Origin of the sequence: Achromobacter animicus (assembly GCF_040775605.1) — a bacterium.
Taxonomy (GTDB): Bacteria; Pseudomonadota; Gammaproteobacteria; order Burkholderiales; family Burkholderiaceae_B; genus Achromobacter; species Achromobacter animicus.
Genome location: NZ_JAYGJK010000001.1, coordinates 5,983,745 through 6,002,053 on the forward strand (window position 1 = coordinate 5,983,745; position 18,309 = coordinate 6,002,053).

19 protein-coding genes are annotated in these 18,309 nt (G+C 60.7%); 1 reads left to right on the top strand and 18 read right to left on the bottom strand.

Features of this window, described 5'->3' with window-relative positions:
- Positions 1-164: 164 nt before the first annotated feature.
- The 8 genes from AB3147_RS27360 to lipA form a co-directional block, all read right to left on the bottom strand.
- Positions 165-2,255, bottom strand: a complete 2,091-nt coding sequence (locus AB3147_RS27360) for a hypothetical protein (protein WP_367353455.1) — start codon at positions 2,253-2,255, stop codon at positions 165-167.
- Positions 2,225-3,037: a glycosyltransferase family 2 protein gene (locus AB3147_RS27365; RefSeq protein ID WP_367353456.1), complete on the bottom strand. Its 813-nt coding sequence runs from the start codon at positions 3,035-3,037 to the stop codon at positions 2,225-2,227. Before AB3147_RS27365 ends, AB3147_RS27360 begins: the two co-directional genes overlap by 31 nt.
- A gap of 13 nt (positions 3,038-3,050) precedes the next feature.
- Positions 3,051-3,407 (bottom strand): SMR family transporter, encoded by a 357-nt coding sequence (locus AB3147_RS27370; protein WP_367353457.1) that lies wholly within the window; start codon positions 3,405-3,407, stop codon positions 3,051-3,053.
- On the bottom strand, positions 3,404-4,240 hold the full coding sequence (locus tag AB3147_RS27375; protein WP_218342536.1) for a sugar phosphate isomerase/epimerase family protein: 837 nt from the start codon (positions 4,238-4,240) through the stop codon (positions 3,404-3,406). The genes AB3147_RS27370 and AB3147_RS27375 overlap by 4 nt, the downstream gene beginning before the upstream one ends.
- On the bottom strand, positions 4,237-5,031 hold the full coding sequence (locus AB3147_RS27380; RefSeq protein ID WP_218342535.1) for an NAD-dependent epimerase/dehydratase family protein: 795 nt from the start codon (positions 5,029-5,031) through the stop codon (positions 4,237-4,239). Before AB3147_RS27380 ends, AB3147_RS27375 begins: the two co-directional genes overlap by 4 nt.
- Complete coding sequence (locus AB3147_RS27385) at positions 5,028-6,197, bottom strand: FAD-dependent oxidoreductase (RefSeq protein WP_367353458.1); 1,170 nt, start codon at positions 6,195-6,197, stop codon at positions 5,028-5,030. Before AB3147_RS27385 ends, AB3147_RS27380 begins: the two co-directional genes overlap by 4 nt.
- The gene (locus tag AB3147_RS27390; RefSeq protein ID WP_367353459.1) at positions 6,185-7,222 is read right to left on the bottom strand and encodes a glycosyltransferase; all 1,038 of its coding nucleotides are present in this window, start codon (positions 7,220-7,222) and stop codon (positions 6,185-6,187) included. The genes AB3147_RS27385 and AB3147_RS27390 overlap by 13 nt, the downstream gene beginning before the upstream one ends.
- Before the next feature lie 519 nt (positions 7,223-7,741).
- Positions 7,742-8,746, bottom strand: coding sequence for a lipoyl synthase (gene lipA, locus AB3147_RS27395; RefSeq protein WP_175136877.1), 1,005 nt, complete (start codon positions 8,744-8,746; stop codon positions 7,742-7,744).
- Positions 8,747-8,924: 178 nt separating this feature from the next.
- On the opposite strand from lipA, the gene AB3147_RS27400 reads away from it, so the two are divergent.
- Complete coding sequence (locus tag AB3147_RS27400; protein ID WP_367353460.1) at positions 8,925-9,737, top strand: substrate-binding domain-containing protein; 813 nt, start codon at positions 8,925-8,927, stop codon at positions 9,735-9,737.
- 16 nt (positions 9,738-9,753) lie between these two features.
- On the opposite strand, the gene AB3147_RS27405 is transcribed toward AB3147_RS27400, so the two are convergent.
- From AB3147_RS27405 to AB3147_RS27450, 10 genes are all read right to left on the bottom strand, one after another.
- On the bottom strand, positions 9,754-10,476 hold the full coding sequence (locus tag AB3147_RS27405) for a tetratricopeptide repeat protein (RefSeq protein ID WP_286937891.1): 723 nt from the start codon (positions 10,474-10,476) through the stop codon (positions 9,754-9,756).
- Positions 10,473-11,111 carry a lipoyl(octanoyl) transferase LipB gene (gene lipB, locus AB3147_RS27410; RefSeq protein ID WP_279971587.1) on the bottom strand — a complete coding sequence of 213 codons (639 nt, stop codon included), beginning with the start codon at positions 11,109-11,111 and terminating at the stop codon, positions 10,473-10,475. Before lipB ends, AB3147_RS27405 begins: the two co-directional genes overlap by 4 nt.
- A gap of 12 nt (positions 11,112-11,123) precedes the next feature.
- Positions 11,124-11,399: a YbeD family protein gene (locus tag AB3147_RS27415; protein WP_175124995.1), complete on the bottom strand. Its 276-nt coding sequence runs from the start codon at positions 11,397-11,399 to the stop codon at positions 11,124-11,126.
- A gap of 129 nt (positions 11,400-11,528) precedes the next feature.
- Positions 11,529-12,395, bottom strand: a complete 867-nt coding sequence (locus AB3147_RS27420) for a D-amino acid aminotransferase (protein WP_367353461.1) — start codon at positions 12,393-12,395, stop codon at positions 11,529-11,531.
- 133 nt (positions 12,396-12,528) lie between these two features.
- Positions 12,529-13,791 (bottom strand): D-alanyl-D-alanine carboxypeptidase family protein, encoded by a 1,263-nt coding sequence (locus AB3147_RS27425; protein WP_175124881.1) that lies wholly within the window; start codon positions 13,789-13,791, stop codon positions 12,529-12,531.
- Positions 13,792-13,943: 152 nt separating this feature from the next.
- Positions 13,944-14,597, bottom strand: a complete 654-nt coding sequence (locus AB3147_RS27430) for an alpha/beta hydrolase (protein WP_175185896.1) — start codon at positions 14,595-14,597, stop codon at positions 13,944-13,946.
- 103 nt (positions 14,598-14,700) lie between these two features.
- Entirely contained in the window at positions 14,701-15,309 is a 609-nt protein-coding gene (locus tag AB3147_RS27435) for an ABC-type transport auxiliary lipoprotein family protein (RefSeq protein ID WP_218342528.1), read from the bottom strand.
- Between the two features lie 5 nt (positions 15,310-15,314).
- A complete protein-coding gene (locus AB3147_RS27440) occupies positions 15,315-16,262 on the bottom strand; it encodes an MlaD family protein (protein WP_175124878.1) in 948 nt (315 codons plus the stop codon).
- Complete coding sequence (locus AB3147_RS27445) at positions 16,249-17,088, bottom strand: ABC transporter ATP-binding protein (RefSeq protein ID WP_175124877.1); 840 nt, start codon at positions 17,086-17,088, stop codon at positions 16,249-16,251. Before AB3147_RS27445 ends, AB3147_RS27440 begins: the two co-directional genes overlap by 14 nt.
- Complete coding sequence (locus AB3147_RS27450) at positions 17,088-18,218, bottom strand: MlaE family ABC transporter permease (protein ID WP_175185921.1); 1,131 nt, start codon at positions 18,216-18,218, stop codon at positions 17,088-17,090. The genes AB3147_RS27445 and AB3147_RS27450 overlap by 1 nt, the downstream gene beginning before the upstream one ends.
- Between the last annotated feature and the right edge of the window lie 91 nt (positions 18,219-18,309).

Below are 18,309 nucleotides of genomic sequence, written 5' to 3' on the forward strand. Positions count from 1 at the left end.
TGAGAGTACTTAGATTTTTCCTGGAAAATACTTCACCGATAGACCCGCCACAAGCCGTCTGATCGTTTACACGCGCGTTTCGAAGCATCGCCCCAGGAATGACACCCTTTTTCACCACATGAGTTAGCAGCGATCGAATTAAATGGCTTGAGGGCGAGGGCTTGCTACGGCAAGCCGTTGAACAAATCGCGCTTTTTAAAGAAAACGCCTATAAGCTTTTTGCAGATCGCATTTGTTGTGGTGGCCACAATCAATATTGAGGATAATCCGCCAGCCAAAGCACTCCAATACAAGTAGCGAAAATCGGAGGCTGGCGCAACAACAATATATGGAAAAATATAGAGCAGACCAGATGCGGATACCATAGCGACAACGAGGCCAACTCTCGCAGGCGACAAGATGGTTAATCCGATCAACAATTGGAGCGTGAGCAGAATAAGCCAGAACCAACCAACATATAGAAATGATCCGTTTGACCATGCCAGGATGCTGGAGACAACCGTCTTTGCACTTGTCGCGCCGGGGAAGCGATAATCAGAAACGTCTGGAACCCTTTTCTCGCCAGCGAAGTGCGTTTGCAGAATCAGACTGCGATCTTTATAGCTTTGAGGCCGCTCGTAGGCGTAATAACCTTCGCTCATTAGAAAATTAAAGACGGCAAATCGATGCTTCAAGTAGGCTGAAGGCTCATTGGAGATCGCATTCAACCAGCTAGCACGCAACTCGGCCTGAAAGCCAGCATCGGTGTTACGCGGCAACAAGGATGGCAAACCATCTAGACGACGCATTATAAGATTGTTTGCATTTCCCCATAAAATGGATTTAGCGTAGCCCTCGGCCACTTTATCCATACTATACCCAGGCGCCCTCTTTATATATTCTGGAAAATAGTCCACGCCACTTATGCTGGAAATTCCTGCAATATCATATAATTCTAAATACTGAATTGGATATCGCTTTTGCGCTTTGATATAGCCATATGATAAGACATGCACAGCTACAGCCACTGCCACTAGAATAAATATCGAGGCGATCGCAGAATATACCATCGTAGTGCGTTGCGAGAATCCGGGCTTGCGCTGCGTCAGGATCGTCCAAGACAACATCAATATAACGGGGAAAATCGCAAGTATTCCGTTCGTTCTCACGCCAAACGCGTAGGCCACTAGGCATACAGCTGCGATAGCTCTGAACGCCGATATGCGCTGTTGCATAAATGCCAGACTCACAAGTCCGCAAGCTAGAAACAGCGAAAATGAAAAGCCTACATCCTTCCACAACACCCCCGAAAAATTTATAACAATGGGAGTTGCGAGAAAGAGCGCAATAAAAGGGGTCCAGACGCCTAGTCGTGAAATCTCAAGAATCCTGGCCCAAAAAGCCGCGGCTATAGATAGCAGCAGCAGATGCAATATCAATAGAGATTCGACACTTCCCGTCGCTTCAATTAGTTGGGCCCACACCCACGCCATGAGCGGTGGGTGCCAATCCCAATAATTTTCGGACATCGCTTCGCGCAGCTGATCCGCGGAATCGTTGGAAAAAACTCCTGGATAAAATGCCGCAAGCGTCAGATACGCCGCCATCAAAAGAAGCAGGAAGAATATCCAGCGATGAAGACCACGCCAATTGAGCAGAACGATCGCTGCTGCCAGCGCGAATCCAAGAAGAACAAACGACAACAATATGACCGGATACGTCAGCCCACCTTTGTAACTCGATCCCGGTACGACAATGACGTCTCTGATTTCATTCCGCTCAGAATAGAGGTCAACGATTTTCTCGTTGTTCTCCCATTTTAATTTGACAATTCCTGAATACGGGTTCGTCGCAAACTGCATCCGAGTGGGGCCCTTGAATTTCAAGGACGCGATCCCAGGCTGCATTAGATAGGAAATATAAATTCCGTCGCGCTGCACCCACGAAGAATCCATTTCAAAGCTGTCCCACGGAATTCTCGTATTTTCACCAATTTCAAATGCCCCGCGAAACCAAACCTCGGCACCATTTGAATTCGCGTCCTTTTTTCCAGTGGCATGGATCTCAACGCTGGTGACCGCCCCCGCGCCGGTCGGTCCAAGAAAACCAAAGCTGATCAGGGCGTGACCTAGAGCCCCGCAAAGTGCACCGAGAAACACCGCATGCAAGAAAAATAGAATGCTGGTTCGCAACAGGTCAACATTGAGCTGTTCGATTGCGCGATTCCAAAAGGAAACCATACCACCTAGTTCTTCGGTGAATAATAGTTCATACACGCTCTGACCAGAACTGCCAACACAGACAGATTGCCCTTGACGCTGGATATCTTTGTCGGAATCTCTCCTTTGGGATAGCGTCGTATCGTCGGAAGTTCGAGGCAGCGATAACCCACTTTTGGTACACGATAGGATAGATACGCCAGCAGCTCATAGGTCATGAACACATCCCGAAACGGCGCAACGCTGGGGTCCAGCAGCATTCGTCTGCTGTAGGCTCGGAAACCCTGGGTCGTATCCGTCCATTTAAAGCCCGAAAATAGGCTCAGCATAGGAGCATGGATATACCGTATAGCGAAATGTCGGGACATCGGCGTATTTTCTGCCACTCCCCCCGCGATAAAACGCGAGCCTTGGACAAAATCCACGCCTTGTTTCAAAGCTTCAATGAAACGCGGTATCGCTTCAGGATCGTCCTTATCGTTCCCGTCGATGGTGATGATCCCTTCATAGCCTTGATCGAGCGCGAAAGCATATACACAGCGTAATTGGGCGCTCAACTTGCCGGGCCCAGTTTTAACTAACAGGCCTTTGACTTCATAATTTTGCAGGGATTCCAGGTCCAGCGAGTTATCGGTACTACCCCCATCGACGATGACGATGTCTGCAATATTATGAATCTGGAGGGCGGCCATTCTCGTCAACAGACGCTTGATCCGGTCCCCCTCGTTAATAACAGGAATGGCGACGCACCAAGGATGCCTGCAGCCGCTCCATAGGGCCGTTAGAAATGCCGGTACCTGCCAACCCGCCCGCGATTCTGGTGAGACATTGAAGTTCATGTTGCTGTTGCCTTTAGCCCACCCGGGCCGTTATTAGGGCGACACCCGCGATCACCATTGCAATACCGAGTGCAGTGGTCCAGGGAAACGGCTCTCGAAATATCGCTGCCGAGCACACGGCCACCGTTGCGATCGCACCCGCCGTCAGTACCGGGTGGGCCACATTGAGCGGCAGGCGGGCCAACGCAGCTGCATAAAGCAGGAAAGCCATTCCATATAGTGCGAGGCCGAGCCAAAAAGGCCAGTTTTGCAACGCGGCCATTGGCTCGCTGGGTGTCGGAAATTTGCGAGGCGGCGTCATCGCTATCTTGACCAGGACGCTGGCGGAGGCGTTTGCTGCAATGCCAAGAATCAAGACAAGCCACTTCATCCGCGAACCTCAGCAGCCTCGTCCCGGTAGTGCCGTACTGCCACGGCCAGTGCCCGCCCGATGGATGTCACGTGCGCTTCACTCTTGGTGGCCAGCATCTCGATGGAGACGACATGATTGGGCAAATATTTATTCAGAGCTGCGGCGACCTTGGCGTGATCCACTCCCCCATCACCCAGCGGTAGCAACTCTGGCTCGCTCGCATGGACGTGGTAAACATGGGATGCGCAATTTTGAAGGACTGTGGCTGGGTCTTCGCCATTGATGGCGAGCGCGCCCGTATCCAATTGCATTCCAATAGCTTGATGATCAACCAAGCGGACGACTTCCAGCGTTTCACCGCTAGAAGTCATAAAGTTGGCGCCGTAGCACGTCGGATTGGGCTCCAGGCAGATCCGCACACCATGGAAATGAGCGATGTCTCCAAGCCGTCTGAAAAAGGCCACCGCGGTGTCCATGGTTTCTTGATCGTCAAGTGCGGAACGGTCTCTGTTCTTCGGTGAACCGAAAACAATTCGTTTGGCGCCTAGGCCGGCGCCTATCCGACATACCGCCCCAAGATGACTGAGCATCGCGTCCTGCGATTCACGCGCGCCGAATAGATTCAAGCCGGTGGTGCCAAATAGCAAAGCCTGCATGCCCGTGAGTTCAATCCCGCGATCAGCCCACCACGTTCTTACGCGAGCGATGTCCTTGTCGGATGCCCTCCCGGGTTCCGCGAAATACTTGCCCGGAGCGACATCGATAGCATCAACCGCGTGCCGTTGTAGCAACGCCGCCACCAATTCGTCTTCACTGATATCCCAGGCGATATTGGAGATGGCCAGCCTCAAGATTTCACCCCCGAATCGGTCTTTAACGCAAGTGGCTCGGACTGCGCATATGCCCTGATTGCCTGAATCGTTTCACGAGCACCATACTGATAGAGACCCGCACTCCCAAAAGTCGCGGCGTGGATTGTCCGCATATCGTAGGTGGCCGGCGTCCCGGGCAGCACCTGGTCAAACAGCTTCCCGAAGCCCTCCTTGGACACCTCGGCCACGCTGACAGGTTCTGCAGTGAGGTGAAGGAGTTTCACGCCGGCCTTAAGCGCTGTTTGGATGTCGTACCAGAGGTTCACCATGGGGTAAAACTGGAATACTCCACGGCTCTCGATGGCGTTCAGGTTATTCGTGTTCAGAAAATCATAAACAACGTTCTTGCGAAGCCCCGGGCCCACAAGCCCAGGTAGGCGCACAATAAGATGAGCCGGAAAGTGGTGCTCAACAAATTTCTCGAGCAATCGGCGATGCAGACCATATGCATGTAGCCCCGATTCCACCACGGGCGTCGCTTCGTCCACCCCTATCGGCTCTTTAAATACGTCGACCGTGCTTATCAAAACAAACGTTTTGCATTGGATGGTTTTCAGGTGCGCGATCAGTCCCTCGATCTTTCGCAAATCGGCCTCGGGCTCTCGATTGGCGATCCACTTCTGAGCCGGAGCGCCAGCACACACCACTGTATCGAACGACTGCCCCTCGATGGTGGCGATGTTTGTGGAACGAAAACACGCATCAAAGGACGCCTGTTTGAGAAGCGTGGATCCGACGAAGCCCGAATATCCGATTAACGCATTATTCATCTCGATACTCCAAATATGGCGCTCTCGGCGATTGCCGTAGAAGGGAAAGCCTCGGCATCCAGTTTTTCGAGAACGTCGTATATGTTGTCAACTTTTCCGCCCAGCACAGAATAGCAGCCGGGAAGTTCCGAGTGCTTTTCGAACAAGATTGGCCTCCCGTCGTCACCCTCGTTCTTCATCAGGACAGTCTTGATCTCGAACAACGATTCAACGTATGTAGCTTCGAGCACCGCAGGCAGATATCTCCCTACATCCCGAACCATGCGCTCCACTCGCGTGGCGCGTTCGTAGCGCTCTAGCCTGTCGTAAGGATTGATACCTTGTTCATCGTTCCAATGCATGTGGGGCGTATAACGCACATGTGAAAGCGTATGCAATCCTCGCGCCGGAAAGGGCATCATCGAGAAGAATGGACCGTCCATGACCGTGATGCCCAGACCCTCGAGTTCGGGTGGGGCCTTCATCAATGCCATCTCCGTTATTTCCTGTTTGAGACGCGTCCTGGTGCCGGGAAAATCCCCCGTGAACTGATTCAGTCCGCTGTATGTGCAGTTGAAGACATACTGGGAACTTAGAAACGTTTCAGCGCCATCTGCGCGCGTCATTGCCACCTTCAGGTCACCCTTTGGTCCCTTGGATACTGAGGTCACTTGGGTCTGAAGATGGACATGCACGCCACAGTGCTCCAGCTCTCTCGTCGCCCAACTTGCCAATTTGGTCGAGTCAAAAGCGTATTCACGGACCAGAAATACATCCTCGATTAAGTTTGGCTCGAACAAGGCTCGAAGCGACGACTCCGCAGGCTGAATGCTTGCGCCAATCTCACGGCAAAATCGTTCAAATTGTTTGGCAGTGACCTTGGAGTTGCGGCGCGCGATAGCATAAAGCTTAGTAAAATCTTGAGTTACCGCCTCGGGCCAGTCCCGGACAAATTTTGGCAGATTAACGCGGCTCCGATACGCCGTCGTGAAACTGCGCGGATAATGGTACCCGTTGTGAACGCGAGCTTGATTATTATACGAAGCACGCTTCAGCAGTGCGGATTCTCGCTCCACCAGCACGATACGCTTGAATCCGCGCTGCTTCGCCAAATATATGGCAATGGCAGCTCCGTAGAATCCGCCACCTACAACGATGGCATCTTGTTTATCGTCTATGGTTGGCATTTAGCGATCCGCTCGGACCCATCGTCCGACGCGCCTACCGGAGTGGTTCTAATCTCCTCGATATTCAACTTTTCACGCCTGGTCATACGAGCGCTCGTAAATTCCTGCCCAACATGATAAAGCGGCCCTTCATTTGACAGGCTAACCATTTGCAGGATGTATTCGCCAAGTACCAGAAGGACCAAAGAGATAAGGAAGAACATCCCTGATTGCTGGAGCGACAGGCTAATCCAGCCAGGCGCAACGTCGGGCTTCAGCAATCCAACAACGAGAACGTAGATGGAATATAAAAGATTCGCGACAGCGCCAAATAACGATAATGAGGTAACGATACGCATCGGCGCACGCGTACTGGACACCATCAACCGCATTCCTCGGTCCACACTTTCGCCCAGTCGCTTGGTGTGCGCAACCTTCGGTTCTGCGCTGTAATTCAAGTTAACACGCGCGAATCCTCCAGTTGCCGGGAGATGCCGATACGTCATCGCCGGTTGAGAATGTTGAAGAATAAAGTTAACGACTCGTTTACTCAAAACTCTATATTGGGGCGCTTCTTTGGCGAGATGAATGCCGTTGAAGCGCTTATATAGCCCGTTGAACACGGCATACGACAATCGATAGGCGACCGACTGAGGGACCTTTCGCTGATTATTGGCAAACACCACGTCGGCGCCGCTGACTGCCTTTTCAAGCATTTCCGGCAGAAATTCCACACTGTCGGCCAAGGGATCAATAACGGCAACGAAATCGCCCAGTGCATTTTCCAGGCCAACCCATGACGCAGTGTCTGCGTCGACCTCCTTGGTCAACGCATATATTTGCAAATTAGGAAGACCGCGTTCCCCCGTAAGCGTTTTAAGCACGGAAACGCTGTCGTCGCTGGAGGCGTTATCGACGATAATAATTTCATAGTCACTAACCAGCGACGCAATGCAGGACGCAGCATTGGTTAGTATTTTTTCAAGATCGTTCGAACGGTTCCGCACCACGAAAACGATCGACATGAAAATGGGAAAAAAGGCCATCAATACCCCATTGAACGCTACTACCAAATTGGCTTGCACCAATAATTGGAAACCGCGGGAATTTTACCTTACCTGATAGCCGAAAGTGCCTCGCCAGTAGAAACATAAGCGGCGTATTAAGCAATTAATTTACCAATTTCATCCTCGGAGTGGATCGGATTTGATACGACAAATATCGTGATTGACCCAGCCGACGATGTTGCCCTGTTTAACGGATCAGGTGACCTGTAAATGAATCGAAGCGGTGGCTGGCCGACGCTGCATTGAACAGTTCGCCCGATGTCAACGACCTTCCCGGCTGCGTGCTGGTGCGCAGCGATGAGCAATGACTCATGCAAACATGCATTGACGCGTCGTAAAGGCGCGGTTTACGAGTCAAGTTGACTTAGTCACTTCCTCGAAGCGCGCCCGATGTGAAGTCGGATGCAGTCCAAGCGCACAGCACCATGCCTCAACCTATTGGCAAACGGCTCCACGTTCCGACTAAAACTGCCGTTCAAAACGATCTTAACGGGCGGATCAGTTCACCCCAGCCGCATGCGCCTGCTCATCCGCGTGGTACGAAGACCGCACCATCGCACCCACCGCCGCATGCGAGAACCCCATCGCGTAAGCCTCACGCTCGAACATTGCGAACGTGTCCGGATGCACATACCGCAGCACCGGCAGGTGGTGTTCCGACGGCTGCAGATATTGGCCGATCGTCAGCATATCGACATTGTGGTCACGCATATCCCGCATCACCTGCAGGATTTCCTCGTCGGTCTCGCCCAGGCCCAGCATCAGGCCGGACTTGGTGGGCACTTCCGGGTGCAGCTTCTTGAACTCGGCCAGCAGCTTCAGCGAGTGCATGTAGTCCGAACCCGGACGTGCCTGCTTGTACAGGCGCGGCACGGTTTCCAGGTTGTGGTTCATGACGTCCGGGGGACCCGCGTTCAGGATGGTCAGCGCGCGGTCCAGGCGGCCGCGGAAGTCGGGGACCAGCACCTCGATGCGGGTGGTGGGCGACAGTTCGCGGATATGCGTGATGCAGTCCACGAAGTGGCCGGCGCCGCCGTCGCGCAGGTCGTCGCGGTCGACCGAGGTGATCACCACGTAGGACAGCTTCATGGCGGCGATGGTGCGCGCCAGGTTTTCGGGCTCTTTGGTGTCCAGCGGGTCAGGCCGGCCGTGGCCCACGTCACAGAACGGGCAGCGGCGCGTGCACTTGTCGCCCATGATCATGAACGTGGCCGTGCCCTTGCCGAAGCACTCGCCGATGTTCGGGCACGAGGCCTCTTCACAGACCGTGTGCAGGTTGTGTTCGCGCAGGATGCGCTTGATGTCGTAGAAGCGTGAACCGGGCGCGGCGGCCTTCACGCGGATCCATTCGGGCTTCTTCAGGCGCTCGGCCGGAATGATCTTGATGGGAATGCGCGCCGTCTTGGCCTGCGATTTCTGCTTTTGCGTCGGGTCGTAGACCGCCTCCGCGGGCGCGGCGGTGGATTCGTTCGAGGGCACAGGAGACTCGGCGAGCGTGGACATGGGACACCTTCGTGACCGGCGCGCAAAACGGCCGGGTCTGGGAGAAAACAGGCATTTTACCCTTCGCGGCCCGATCCGATGCGGGAACGTCCGGCGGCCCGGGGAGCCGCTGCAGTATGTCCGGCGCCCCCAACAGCCCTGGGTTATCGTCTGGCCTGACGCATTTCCAGCCTTTGCCATGCCTTCCCTGCCCTTGCCCGCCCCAATCGCCGTGATTGCCGCCCGTCTCGATGCCGGCCCGACCGCCCGCGCTTTGCAGGCCTGCAGTGAACGCGTCGCGTCAGCGGGTTACTACCTGTCCGTCGGCCCCTGGCACGAGCCCGCCGGCCTCGCCCTGCTGGACGGGCTGCGACCGGCGGCGGCCCTGGTGATTGGTCCCGTGGACACGCCCGCCCTGCGCACCGCCCTCAGCGCGCTGGAGGTCCCCATCGTCGAAACCTGGATCGCCTGCCCGCAGACGCTGGACAGCGCGGTCGCCATCGACAACGCCGAAGCCGGCCGCATGGCGGCCCGGCATCTGGCCGAAAAGCGCCATCCGCGCGTCGCCTGCATCAGCGCCGACACGCCCTGGGAGCGTGCCCGCCGCGAGGGCTTCATCAGCAGCGCGGCCGCGTTGGGACTGGAACTGGTTGCGGACATCGTCCAACCGGAAGTCCAGCACATGAACGACGGGCGCATGGCGTTCCTGCGCCTGTTGGCCACCAATACGATCTTCGATGCGGTGTTCTGCACGTCCGACCTGCTGGCGGCCGCCGCCGTGTCGGAGGCGCACAACCGCGATCTGCAGGTACCGCAGGATCTGGCGGTGCTGGGGTTCTCGGACGACGGCAGCGCGGTGCAGTGGGTGCAGGGCCTGACCACGCTGGGCGTGGACGCCGCCGAGCTGGGCCGGCGGGCCGGTCAGCTGTTGCTGGACCGGCTGGACGGCGAACGAGGCGCCGGGCAGCACGACATGATGGAAGTGGTGTTCGATGCGCGCCTGAGCACCTGAGGCGCGTGAGGCTGGTCTACGCTTCGTACAGCGCCGGAAAGCCGCAGTCCTGCAGCATGCCGTTGGCTTCCTTCAAAAATGCGGGCGTCGCGGTTTCCGGGACGCGGACCAGCCATTGCACGGCTTCCTCTTTCTTGCCTTGCAACAGCAGCATCCGACCCAGGTGGAACATGCCGCGGAAGTCGCCGCCCTCGGCGCAGCGCTGGTAGCAGTCAAACGCGCGTTCCAGGTCTTGCGGGACCACGTCGCCGGCCTCGTGATAACGGCCCACGACGCCGATCGACTTCACGTGGCCGGCCTGCGCGGCCTGCTGGTACAGCGCCAACGCCGCAGCCTGGTTCTGCGTCACGCCGCCCCGGCCCGTGCGCAGCATATGGGCGTAGTTGTACAGCCCCCAATCCAGACCCGTGTCGGCGGCGCGGCGAAACCAGTACGCCGCGACCGTATCGTCGGCCGCCACGCCCCAGCCGTTTTCATAGCAGCGTCCCACCATGTTGATGGCCATGGGGTGATCAGCGTGCGCGGCGCGCTTGAACCAGGCCAGTCCCTCCGCGGGCTGGCGCTCGACGCCCACGCCGTCCAGCAGCATCTGTCCGTAGATGGTCTGCGCCTCGGTCAGCCCCAGGTCGGCGGCGGCGCGGATCCATGCGGCGTATTCCTCTGGCGGTCCGGATTCGCGCAGACGGGCAAGCTGTTCGGGCGTGGTGGCGGCGACCTCGGCCGCGGTGTAGGTCTTCAATTTGTGTTCCTTCGGCGTTGCCAGGCGTGCGCAAGATTCTGCGCCAGCGCATCGCCCGTCTCGGTGGGCGTGCGCCGCACCCCACAGGCCGCCATGTCGACGGTGCGCAAGCCTTCGTAACCACAGGGATTGATGCCCAGGAACGGCGCCAGATCCATCTCGACGTTCAGCGACACGCCATGGTACGCGCGGCCGTTGCGGATCTTGATGCCCAGCGCGGCGATCTTGGCCAGCTCGCCGCCTTCGGGATGCGGCACATAGACGCCCGGCGCGCCGGGCTTGCGACAGGCCCCGTCCACACCCAACTGCTCGAGCGTGTCGATGACGGCCGATTCCAGCAGCGCCACGTATTCCTTCACGTACATGTCAGCGCGGCGCAGGTCGAACAGCGCGTAGGCCATGACCTGGCCGGGGCCGTGATAAGTCACCTGGCCACCGCGGTCGCAATGCACGATGGGAATGTTGCCGGGATTGAGCACGTGTTCCGGCAGGCCCGCCTGGCCCAGCGTGTAGATCGGCGGATGCTCGCACAGCCAGATTTCATCCGGCGTGTTGTCGTCGCGCTGGCTGGTGTACGCCTGCATGTCCTGCCAGACCGGCAGATAGTCCGCCGGCCGCGCGAGCCACTTGATCACAGCGGTCTTGCCTTACAGGACGATGGACACCATGGGGTGGCCATGCAGCGCCCGGTACAGCGCATCCAGTTGCTCGCGCGAGGTGGCGCGCACCGTGAAGGTCAGGCCGAGGTAGTTGCCGCCCTTGCTGGGGCGCATTTCCACCGTCGCGGCGTCGAACCCGGGATCGAACTGCAGCACGACCTCGGTCAGCGTCTGCGCAAACTCGGGATGCTGCTTGCCCATGACCTTGATGGGAAAGTCGCTGGGATATTCGATCAAAGAATCTTCGGGCGGAATGTTCATGATGTGCCTAAAAAGAGTTGCCCCTGAATGTTCTTATATGGGGGCAAGCGGCGTGCCGGCAAGTGCCGGCGGGCGCCGTTGGGGCGGACGGCCGGCCCGCATGCATTGCAGGCAGGCCGCCCCGCGCCAGGACTACAGCGCGGCGATGCGGGCATCATAACCCGCACGCAATTGCTCAAAAACAGGGCCGGGCTTGCCCATACCCACGGGTTTGCCGTCCAGCGACACGATGGGCAGCACTTCCTTGGTAGCGGACGACAGCATCAGCTCGTCGGCCTGCTCCACCTCTTCTTGCGAGATCCGGCGCGACTCGAACGGGATGCCGGCCTCGGCGGCCAGTTCGCCCATCAGGCCGTAGCGGATGCCTTCGAGGATCAGGTTGTTCTTGGGCGGGGCCAGCAGCTTGCCGCCGGAGACCACCCAGATATTGGTGGACGCGCCTTCCGTCAGGTAGCCGTCGCGGAACTGCAGGACCTCGTCGACGTGGGCGTCCACGGCCTGCTGCTTGGCCAGCACGTTGCCCAGCAAGGACACGGACTTGATCTCGCAGTGCAGCCAGCGCTCGTCAGGGATGCTGATGGCGGACAGGCCTTGTTCGCGCTGCGCGGCAGGCGGCGGGGACCAGGGCGCGATCATACCGAACACCGTGGGCGTGACGGCCGGCATGGGGAACGGATGGTCGCGCTTGGCCACGCCGCGCGTCACCTGCAGGTAGACGATGCAGGTGTCGAGGTTGGAGCGGTCGAGCAGCTGCTGGATCAGGTCGATCCACCCGCTGCGGTCGAACGGCGGCGCGATGCGCAAGGCAGCCAGGCTGCGATCAAGGCGGTCGAGGTGTTCGGCCATGCGGAACGCATTGCCTTGGTACACGGGGACGACTTCGTAGATGCCGTCGCCGAAAATGAAGCCGCGGTCCAGGACGGAGACCTTGGCCTCGTCCACGCGCAGGAATTCACCGTTGAGATACACCTGGCTTTCGCCCGGCACGCCCGGAATCATGAGGCACTCCTGAATTTGAAATGGAACAGGGACGAGCCGCGCGGCTCGCCCCCGAAGAATGCAAAACGGGCGTTTCGCGCACGAAACGCCCGCTGCTAGCTTACACCCGCGGCTGCGGCCGCGGGGCGCCGATTTACTGGAACCAGCGCTTGACGGTATCGACCATGCGGCCAAAGAAGCCGGCACGTTCGACGGCGTCCTGTACCACCAGCGGTTCGGTGCGCAGCACCTTGCCATCCAGCGTGAATTGCAGCGTGCCGACCTGCTGGCCCTTGGCCAGCGGGGCGATGAGCGGATCGGTGCGCTGCGCGACCGGCTTCAATTCACCCGCCTTGCCGCGCGGCACGGCGATGGACACCGGGTTGGGCGGACCGAGCTTGACGTTTTCGGCGGTGCCTTCCCAGACGCGGGCGTCGATGCCGGGCTGGCTCTTGTCGAACAGCTTGACCGTGTCGAAGTTCTGGAAGCTCCAGTTCAGGAGCTTGAGGCTTTCTTCGGCGCGCGTCGCTTCGCTGTCGGTGCCCACCACGACCACCAGGATGCGGCGATCCCCGCGCACGGCCGTCGACACCAGGCAGTAGCCGGCCGAATCCGTGTGACCGGTCTTCATGCCGTCCACCGACGGGTCGGCCCACAGCAGGCGGTTGCGGTTGGGCTGCGTGATCTTGTTGTAGGTGTAGCTCTTCTGCTTGTAGTAGTGGAAGAAGTCCGGGTGATCGGTGATCAGGTGCGCGGACAGCGTGGCCAGATCGCGCGTGGAGGTCATGTGCTGCGGATCCGGCAGACCCGTGGCATTCATGAAGTGCGTGTTCTTCATGCCCAGGCGATCGGCCTCCTGGTTCATCAGCGCGGCAAACGCGGACTCGCTGCCGCCCACGGCTTCGGCCAGCGCCACCGAGGCGTCGTTGCCCGACTGCACGATCATGCCCTGGTTCAGTTCGTCCACCGTGACCGGCTTGCGCGGTTCGATGAACATGCGCGAGCCGCCCGTGCGCCAGGCGTGCTCGGACACCGGCACGGTCTGCTCGAGCGTCAGGCGCTTTTCTTCCAGTGCGTTGAACACGACGTAGGCAGTCATGATCTTGGTGAGCGAGGCCGGCTCGACCTTCATGTCGGGATTCGAAGCGGCCAGCGTCTGGCCGCTGTTCACGTCGACGACGATCCAGGCCTTGGCCGCGATGGTGGGCGCCGGGACGGCCGAGACGTCGCCGACGGGCACCGCGCCGGTCGGCGACGGAGCCGGTGCCGTCGCGGCCGGCGCGGCGGCGGGTGCGGCTGGCGCCTGCTGCGCCCAAGCTGGCAGGGAGGCCGCCAGCATCGCTGACAACACCGCGCCTGAAATGATGCGACGGGTAAAGACAACGGGGGATTGAGCGGAGTGAGGCAATTTCTTCATCGGCAACGTGGGTCCAGGAATGACGCCCGCCGGCGCGGGGCAAGTGGCTGACAATTATAGGCAGTCGATCAGACCCATCCCGGCCGCGTGGGGTTCCCTGCGCGCCTAAAACATGCAACCTGATGCAACCTGCGAACTGCCAGGAGGCCGGATCAGTCCAGCGCAACCTTCAAACGGGCCTGCACCAGCTGGCGCAGCACGAGCAGCTTGCCGTGGAAGAAATGCGACGCGCCCGGCACCACCACCACCGGGATCGAGCGCGGCCGCGCCCAGTCCATGGCTTCAGATAGCGGCACCACTTCGTCTTCTTCGCCGTGCACCATCAGCGTGTCGTCCGGCACCTGCACCTCGTGCGACTGGAAGCGGTTGACGGCCGGCCCCATCAGCATTAGCGCCGACGGCAGCACGGCCTCGCCCGCATCGGCCAGCGCGGCGTAGGTTTGCGCGGCGACGGCGGTGCCGAACGAGAAGCCCGCCAGCACCCACGGCGCCTGCGCCAGTTCGGGATGCAGTTCGCGCATCTGCGTAACCACGGCCAGCATGTCCTGCGTTTCGCCGACGGACTTGTCGAACGTGCCTTCCGATTGGCCGACGCCGCGGAAGTTGGGGCGCACCGCCACCAGGCCGTGCTGCACGCAGGCGCGCGACAGGGTTGTGACCACCTTGTTCTCGCGCGCGCCGCCCTGCAGCGGATGCGGATGCAACACCAGCGCCCAGCCGCGCGGCGTGTCGGCGGGCCAGTCGATGGCGCAATCGATGCGGCCGGCGGCGCCGGTGAAAGCGTGGGTTTCAGTGCGTGCGGACATGGCGGGACTCAGCGTGCGGAAAAAAGAAACGATGTTAACCGCCCGGCCGGCCCGGCGAAATGCCGGTTGACCGCAACCGGCGCGCAGCGGCGCGAGCCGACGCTCACTTTCCGCGCGAGGCGGCTGCGGCGGGCGGCCGCAAGGTGGCGGCAAGCCATTGCGCGAGCTGGTCGCTCGCCTCGTCGGTGGCTTGGCGCAGCGCCGCGACGCCCCCTTCGGCATCCTGCGTGGGCGCGGGCGCGGCCACCAGAATGCGCTTCTGGTCTACGACGTTGCGTCCATCCAGCAGCACCGCCTGCAGCAGGACGCGCCCCTGGCTCGACTGGCCGTCTTCGGAGAAAACCTGCTCGAACTGCGCCAGCGAGACCTGCAACTGCGGTGTCTGCAACGTGACGCGGTCGCTCAGCACCGCGCCTTGGCGCGACAGGCGATCGGTGATGCGCTGCCGGACGAGGTCCGCCGGCGACGCAGCCCAGCGGTACGTGGCATAGGAACGCGGCGCGGCGCTGTCGCCCACGCGCCAGATCATGCCGGTGTCGGTCAGGCCGGGTGCCGACTGGAACGTCAGTGCGATCGGATCGCGGGCCGGCAAGGCAGGCACGGGCCGCGCATCCAGCCCCAGGTCGAACAGCGTGGGCGGCGCGTCCACGCGGCCGATGCCGCATCCGGCAAGGGCCAGGGTCAGAATCAGAATGGCGCTGCGCATCTTCATGAGGTCTATCTCCGGAATCCGGCAAAACCGGGTTCGCCGGGTCCCGGCGCGATGGGCGGGGGACCGAACAGGAACGATTGCGGCGTGTTGTCCACACGGCGCAGGGTGATGGCGGCGCCACGCGCGGCCGTGCTGACGTCGTTCGCCATGGTGGTGAAGGCCGGGAGCGTCTCGCCATCCAGCCGCGCGGCGGCCAGGGCGATGTCGTTCAGGCTGCGCGTGGCCACCGCCAGCGGGCCGTCTGGCGCATTCAGGCGCGCCAGCGACTGGCGGGCCTGCTGGGCTAGGTCGCCGATCTCGCGCGCGGCGCGATCGGCCTGGCGCGAGGTGCTGTTCAGCGAATCCATCAGCGGGCCCAGCTTGGCCAGCGTGGGCGCGAGGTCACGGCTGGCTTCCTTCAGGGACAGCGAGATGTCGTTGGCATTCTGCAGGCTGGCCGTGAGCGCCTGCACGTTCTGTTCGCTCAGCACGCGCTTCAATTGTTCGGTTGCGACTTCGACGTTGGAGATCAACTGGTCGCCACGCTTCTCGATGCGGTCCAGAAAGCCCGGGCGCAGCGGAATGGCTGCCGGATGCTCGGCGGTGGACGTCAGGCGCTTGAGCGACGAGCCGTCGTCGCGCAGGTCCACGTTGGCCATACCGGTCACGCCCTGCACGCCAAGTTCCGCCCACGTCGATTCGGTGATCGGCGTGTTGGGCGCCACGCCGATGCGGATGCGCACCTGCCCGGGCTTGTTGGGATTGAGCGCCAAGGACTGCACGCGGCCCACGGGCACGCCCTGGTAGCGCACGGCCGACTGTGGATTCAGGCCCGTGACGGCCGTGGCCGAAATGATTTCGTATGGCTGCAGTTGCGTCCGGTCGCGGCCGATCCAGATGGCCGTCAGCGTCGCGGCAGCCAGCAGGACCAGCGTGAAGATACCGGCCATGAGCGCATGACTACGGTTTTCCATGGTGCATTCCCTTCGGTGCCAGGTCTCCCAGCGCGCGCAGACCGCGCTCGCCCAGGAAGAATGTATGTATGAACGGGTGATCGAACTTCAGGACTTCAGGCACCGTGTCGCAAATGATCACCCGCTTCTCGGCCAGCACGGCCACGCGCGTGGCCAGCGCCAGCAGCGTGTCCAGGTCGTGCGTCACCATGACGACGGTAAAGCCAAGCTGCCGGTGCAGGCTGCGCACCAGGTCCACGAATTCGTCGGACCGCAGCGGATCGAGCCCGGCCGTGGGCTCATCAAGGAACAGCAATTCCGGGTCCAGCGATAGCGCGCGCGCCAGCGCTACGCGCTTGACCATGCCGCCCGACAGGTCCGACGGGCGCTTGTCCGCATCGCGCGACGACAGGCCCACCATGGCCAGCCGGCACATGACGACGTCGCGCACCAAGTCTTCCGGCACCGTGCGCAGTTCGCGCAGCGGCAGCGCCACATTGTCGAACACCGACAGCGCCGAGAACAGCGCGCCCGCCTGAAACAGCATGCCCCAGCGGTATGACAGGCGCCGGCGCTCTCCCGCCGTCAATTCCGACAGCGTGTGACCCAGCACCTTCACGGTGCCCGCCGCCGGCACGTCCAGTCCGATGATCTGCCGCAGCAGCACCGTCTTGCCCGTGCCTGAACCGCCGACCAGCACCAGGATCTCGCCCGGAAACACCGTCAGGTCCAGATTGTCGTGCACGACATGGTCGCCGAACGCGGTTCGCAGGCCGCGCACGGTAATGACCGGCTCGACGGTCACGCCCTCTTCGGTGAACAGCCGATTCTGCGTGGCGTTGTTCATCAGATGCCCACCGAACTGAAAATGACCGCGTACACCGCATCCAGCAGAATCACGCCCGTGATCGACGTAACCACCGACGTAGTGGTGCCGCGGCCAAGGCTTTCGGTGTTGGGTTGGATGCGCAGGCCGAAATGGCAGGCGATGAGCGCAATCAGGATGCCGAAGGTCACGCCCTTCAGCATGCCGATCCAGTAATTGGTCAGCGTGATCGCATCAGGCAGCGACTGCAGGAACCACTGCGCGGACACGCCCAGTTGCGCCTGCGCCGCCAGCATGCCGCCCAACAGCGCCATCGCGCTGGTCCACAGCACCAGCAGCGGCATCGTGATCGCCAGCGCCACCACGCGCGGCAGGATCAGCCGCTGGCCGTGCGAAATGCCCATGACCAGCATGGCGTCCAGTTCCTGTGTGACCCGCATCACGCCGATCTGCGCCGTGATCGCAGACCCCGAACGCCCGGCCACCAGAATGGCTGCCAGCACGGGGCCCAGCTCGCGCACGATGGACACGCCCAGAAGACGCACGATGAAGCGGTCGGCGCCAAACATCTGAAGCTGCTGCGCCGACAGGTAGGACAGCACCACACCAATAAGAAAGCCCACCAGCGCCGTGATGCCCAGCGCCTGCGCGCCAGTCCGGTACACCTGCGCGGAAATCTCGCGCCACGGTCCCAGCCAGGGCCGGCGCAGCATGGCGCCCACGTCCAGCACCAGCTGGCCCAGCATGATGAGCAGCGCCTTGCCGTTCTCGGCGGCCCGCAGGATCGCACCACCCGTGGCGCGCACCCATGTCCAGGTTTCGGGCTTGGCGGCGGGCGCGGGCGTCTCGCCCTTGTTCATCGCCAGCGCGTTGAAGACGTCCTGCTGCCCCGCGCCCCAGCGCACGCGCTCGGGCAGCTTTTCACCCCACGCCTGCCAGATGATCAGCGCGCCGATCGTGTCCAGCCGATGGATCGCGTGCATGTCCCAGCGCGCGCCTTCCTTGGCCGCCCGCGCGAGCGCAGCGCGTCTGCGTTCCACTTCGCCCGACTCGGCCAGCGCCAGGACGCTCCAGTCGCCGCCGACGTGGCAGACCCCGCCTTCATGGCGGAAAGGCGCGGCGGCGGTCGCAAGCAATGCGGAATGCGGCATGTCGTCGGGGTGCGGATGCAAAAATGTATCGCCAATCATAAACGCAGGGGGCTGCGGCCGCGAGCGCGGCCCGCGTGCCCTACAATCGCGG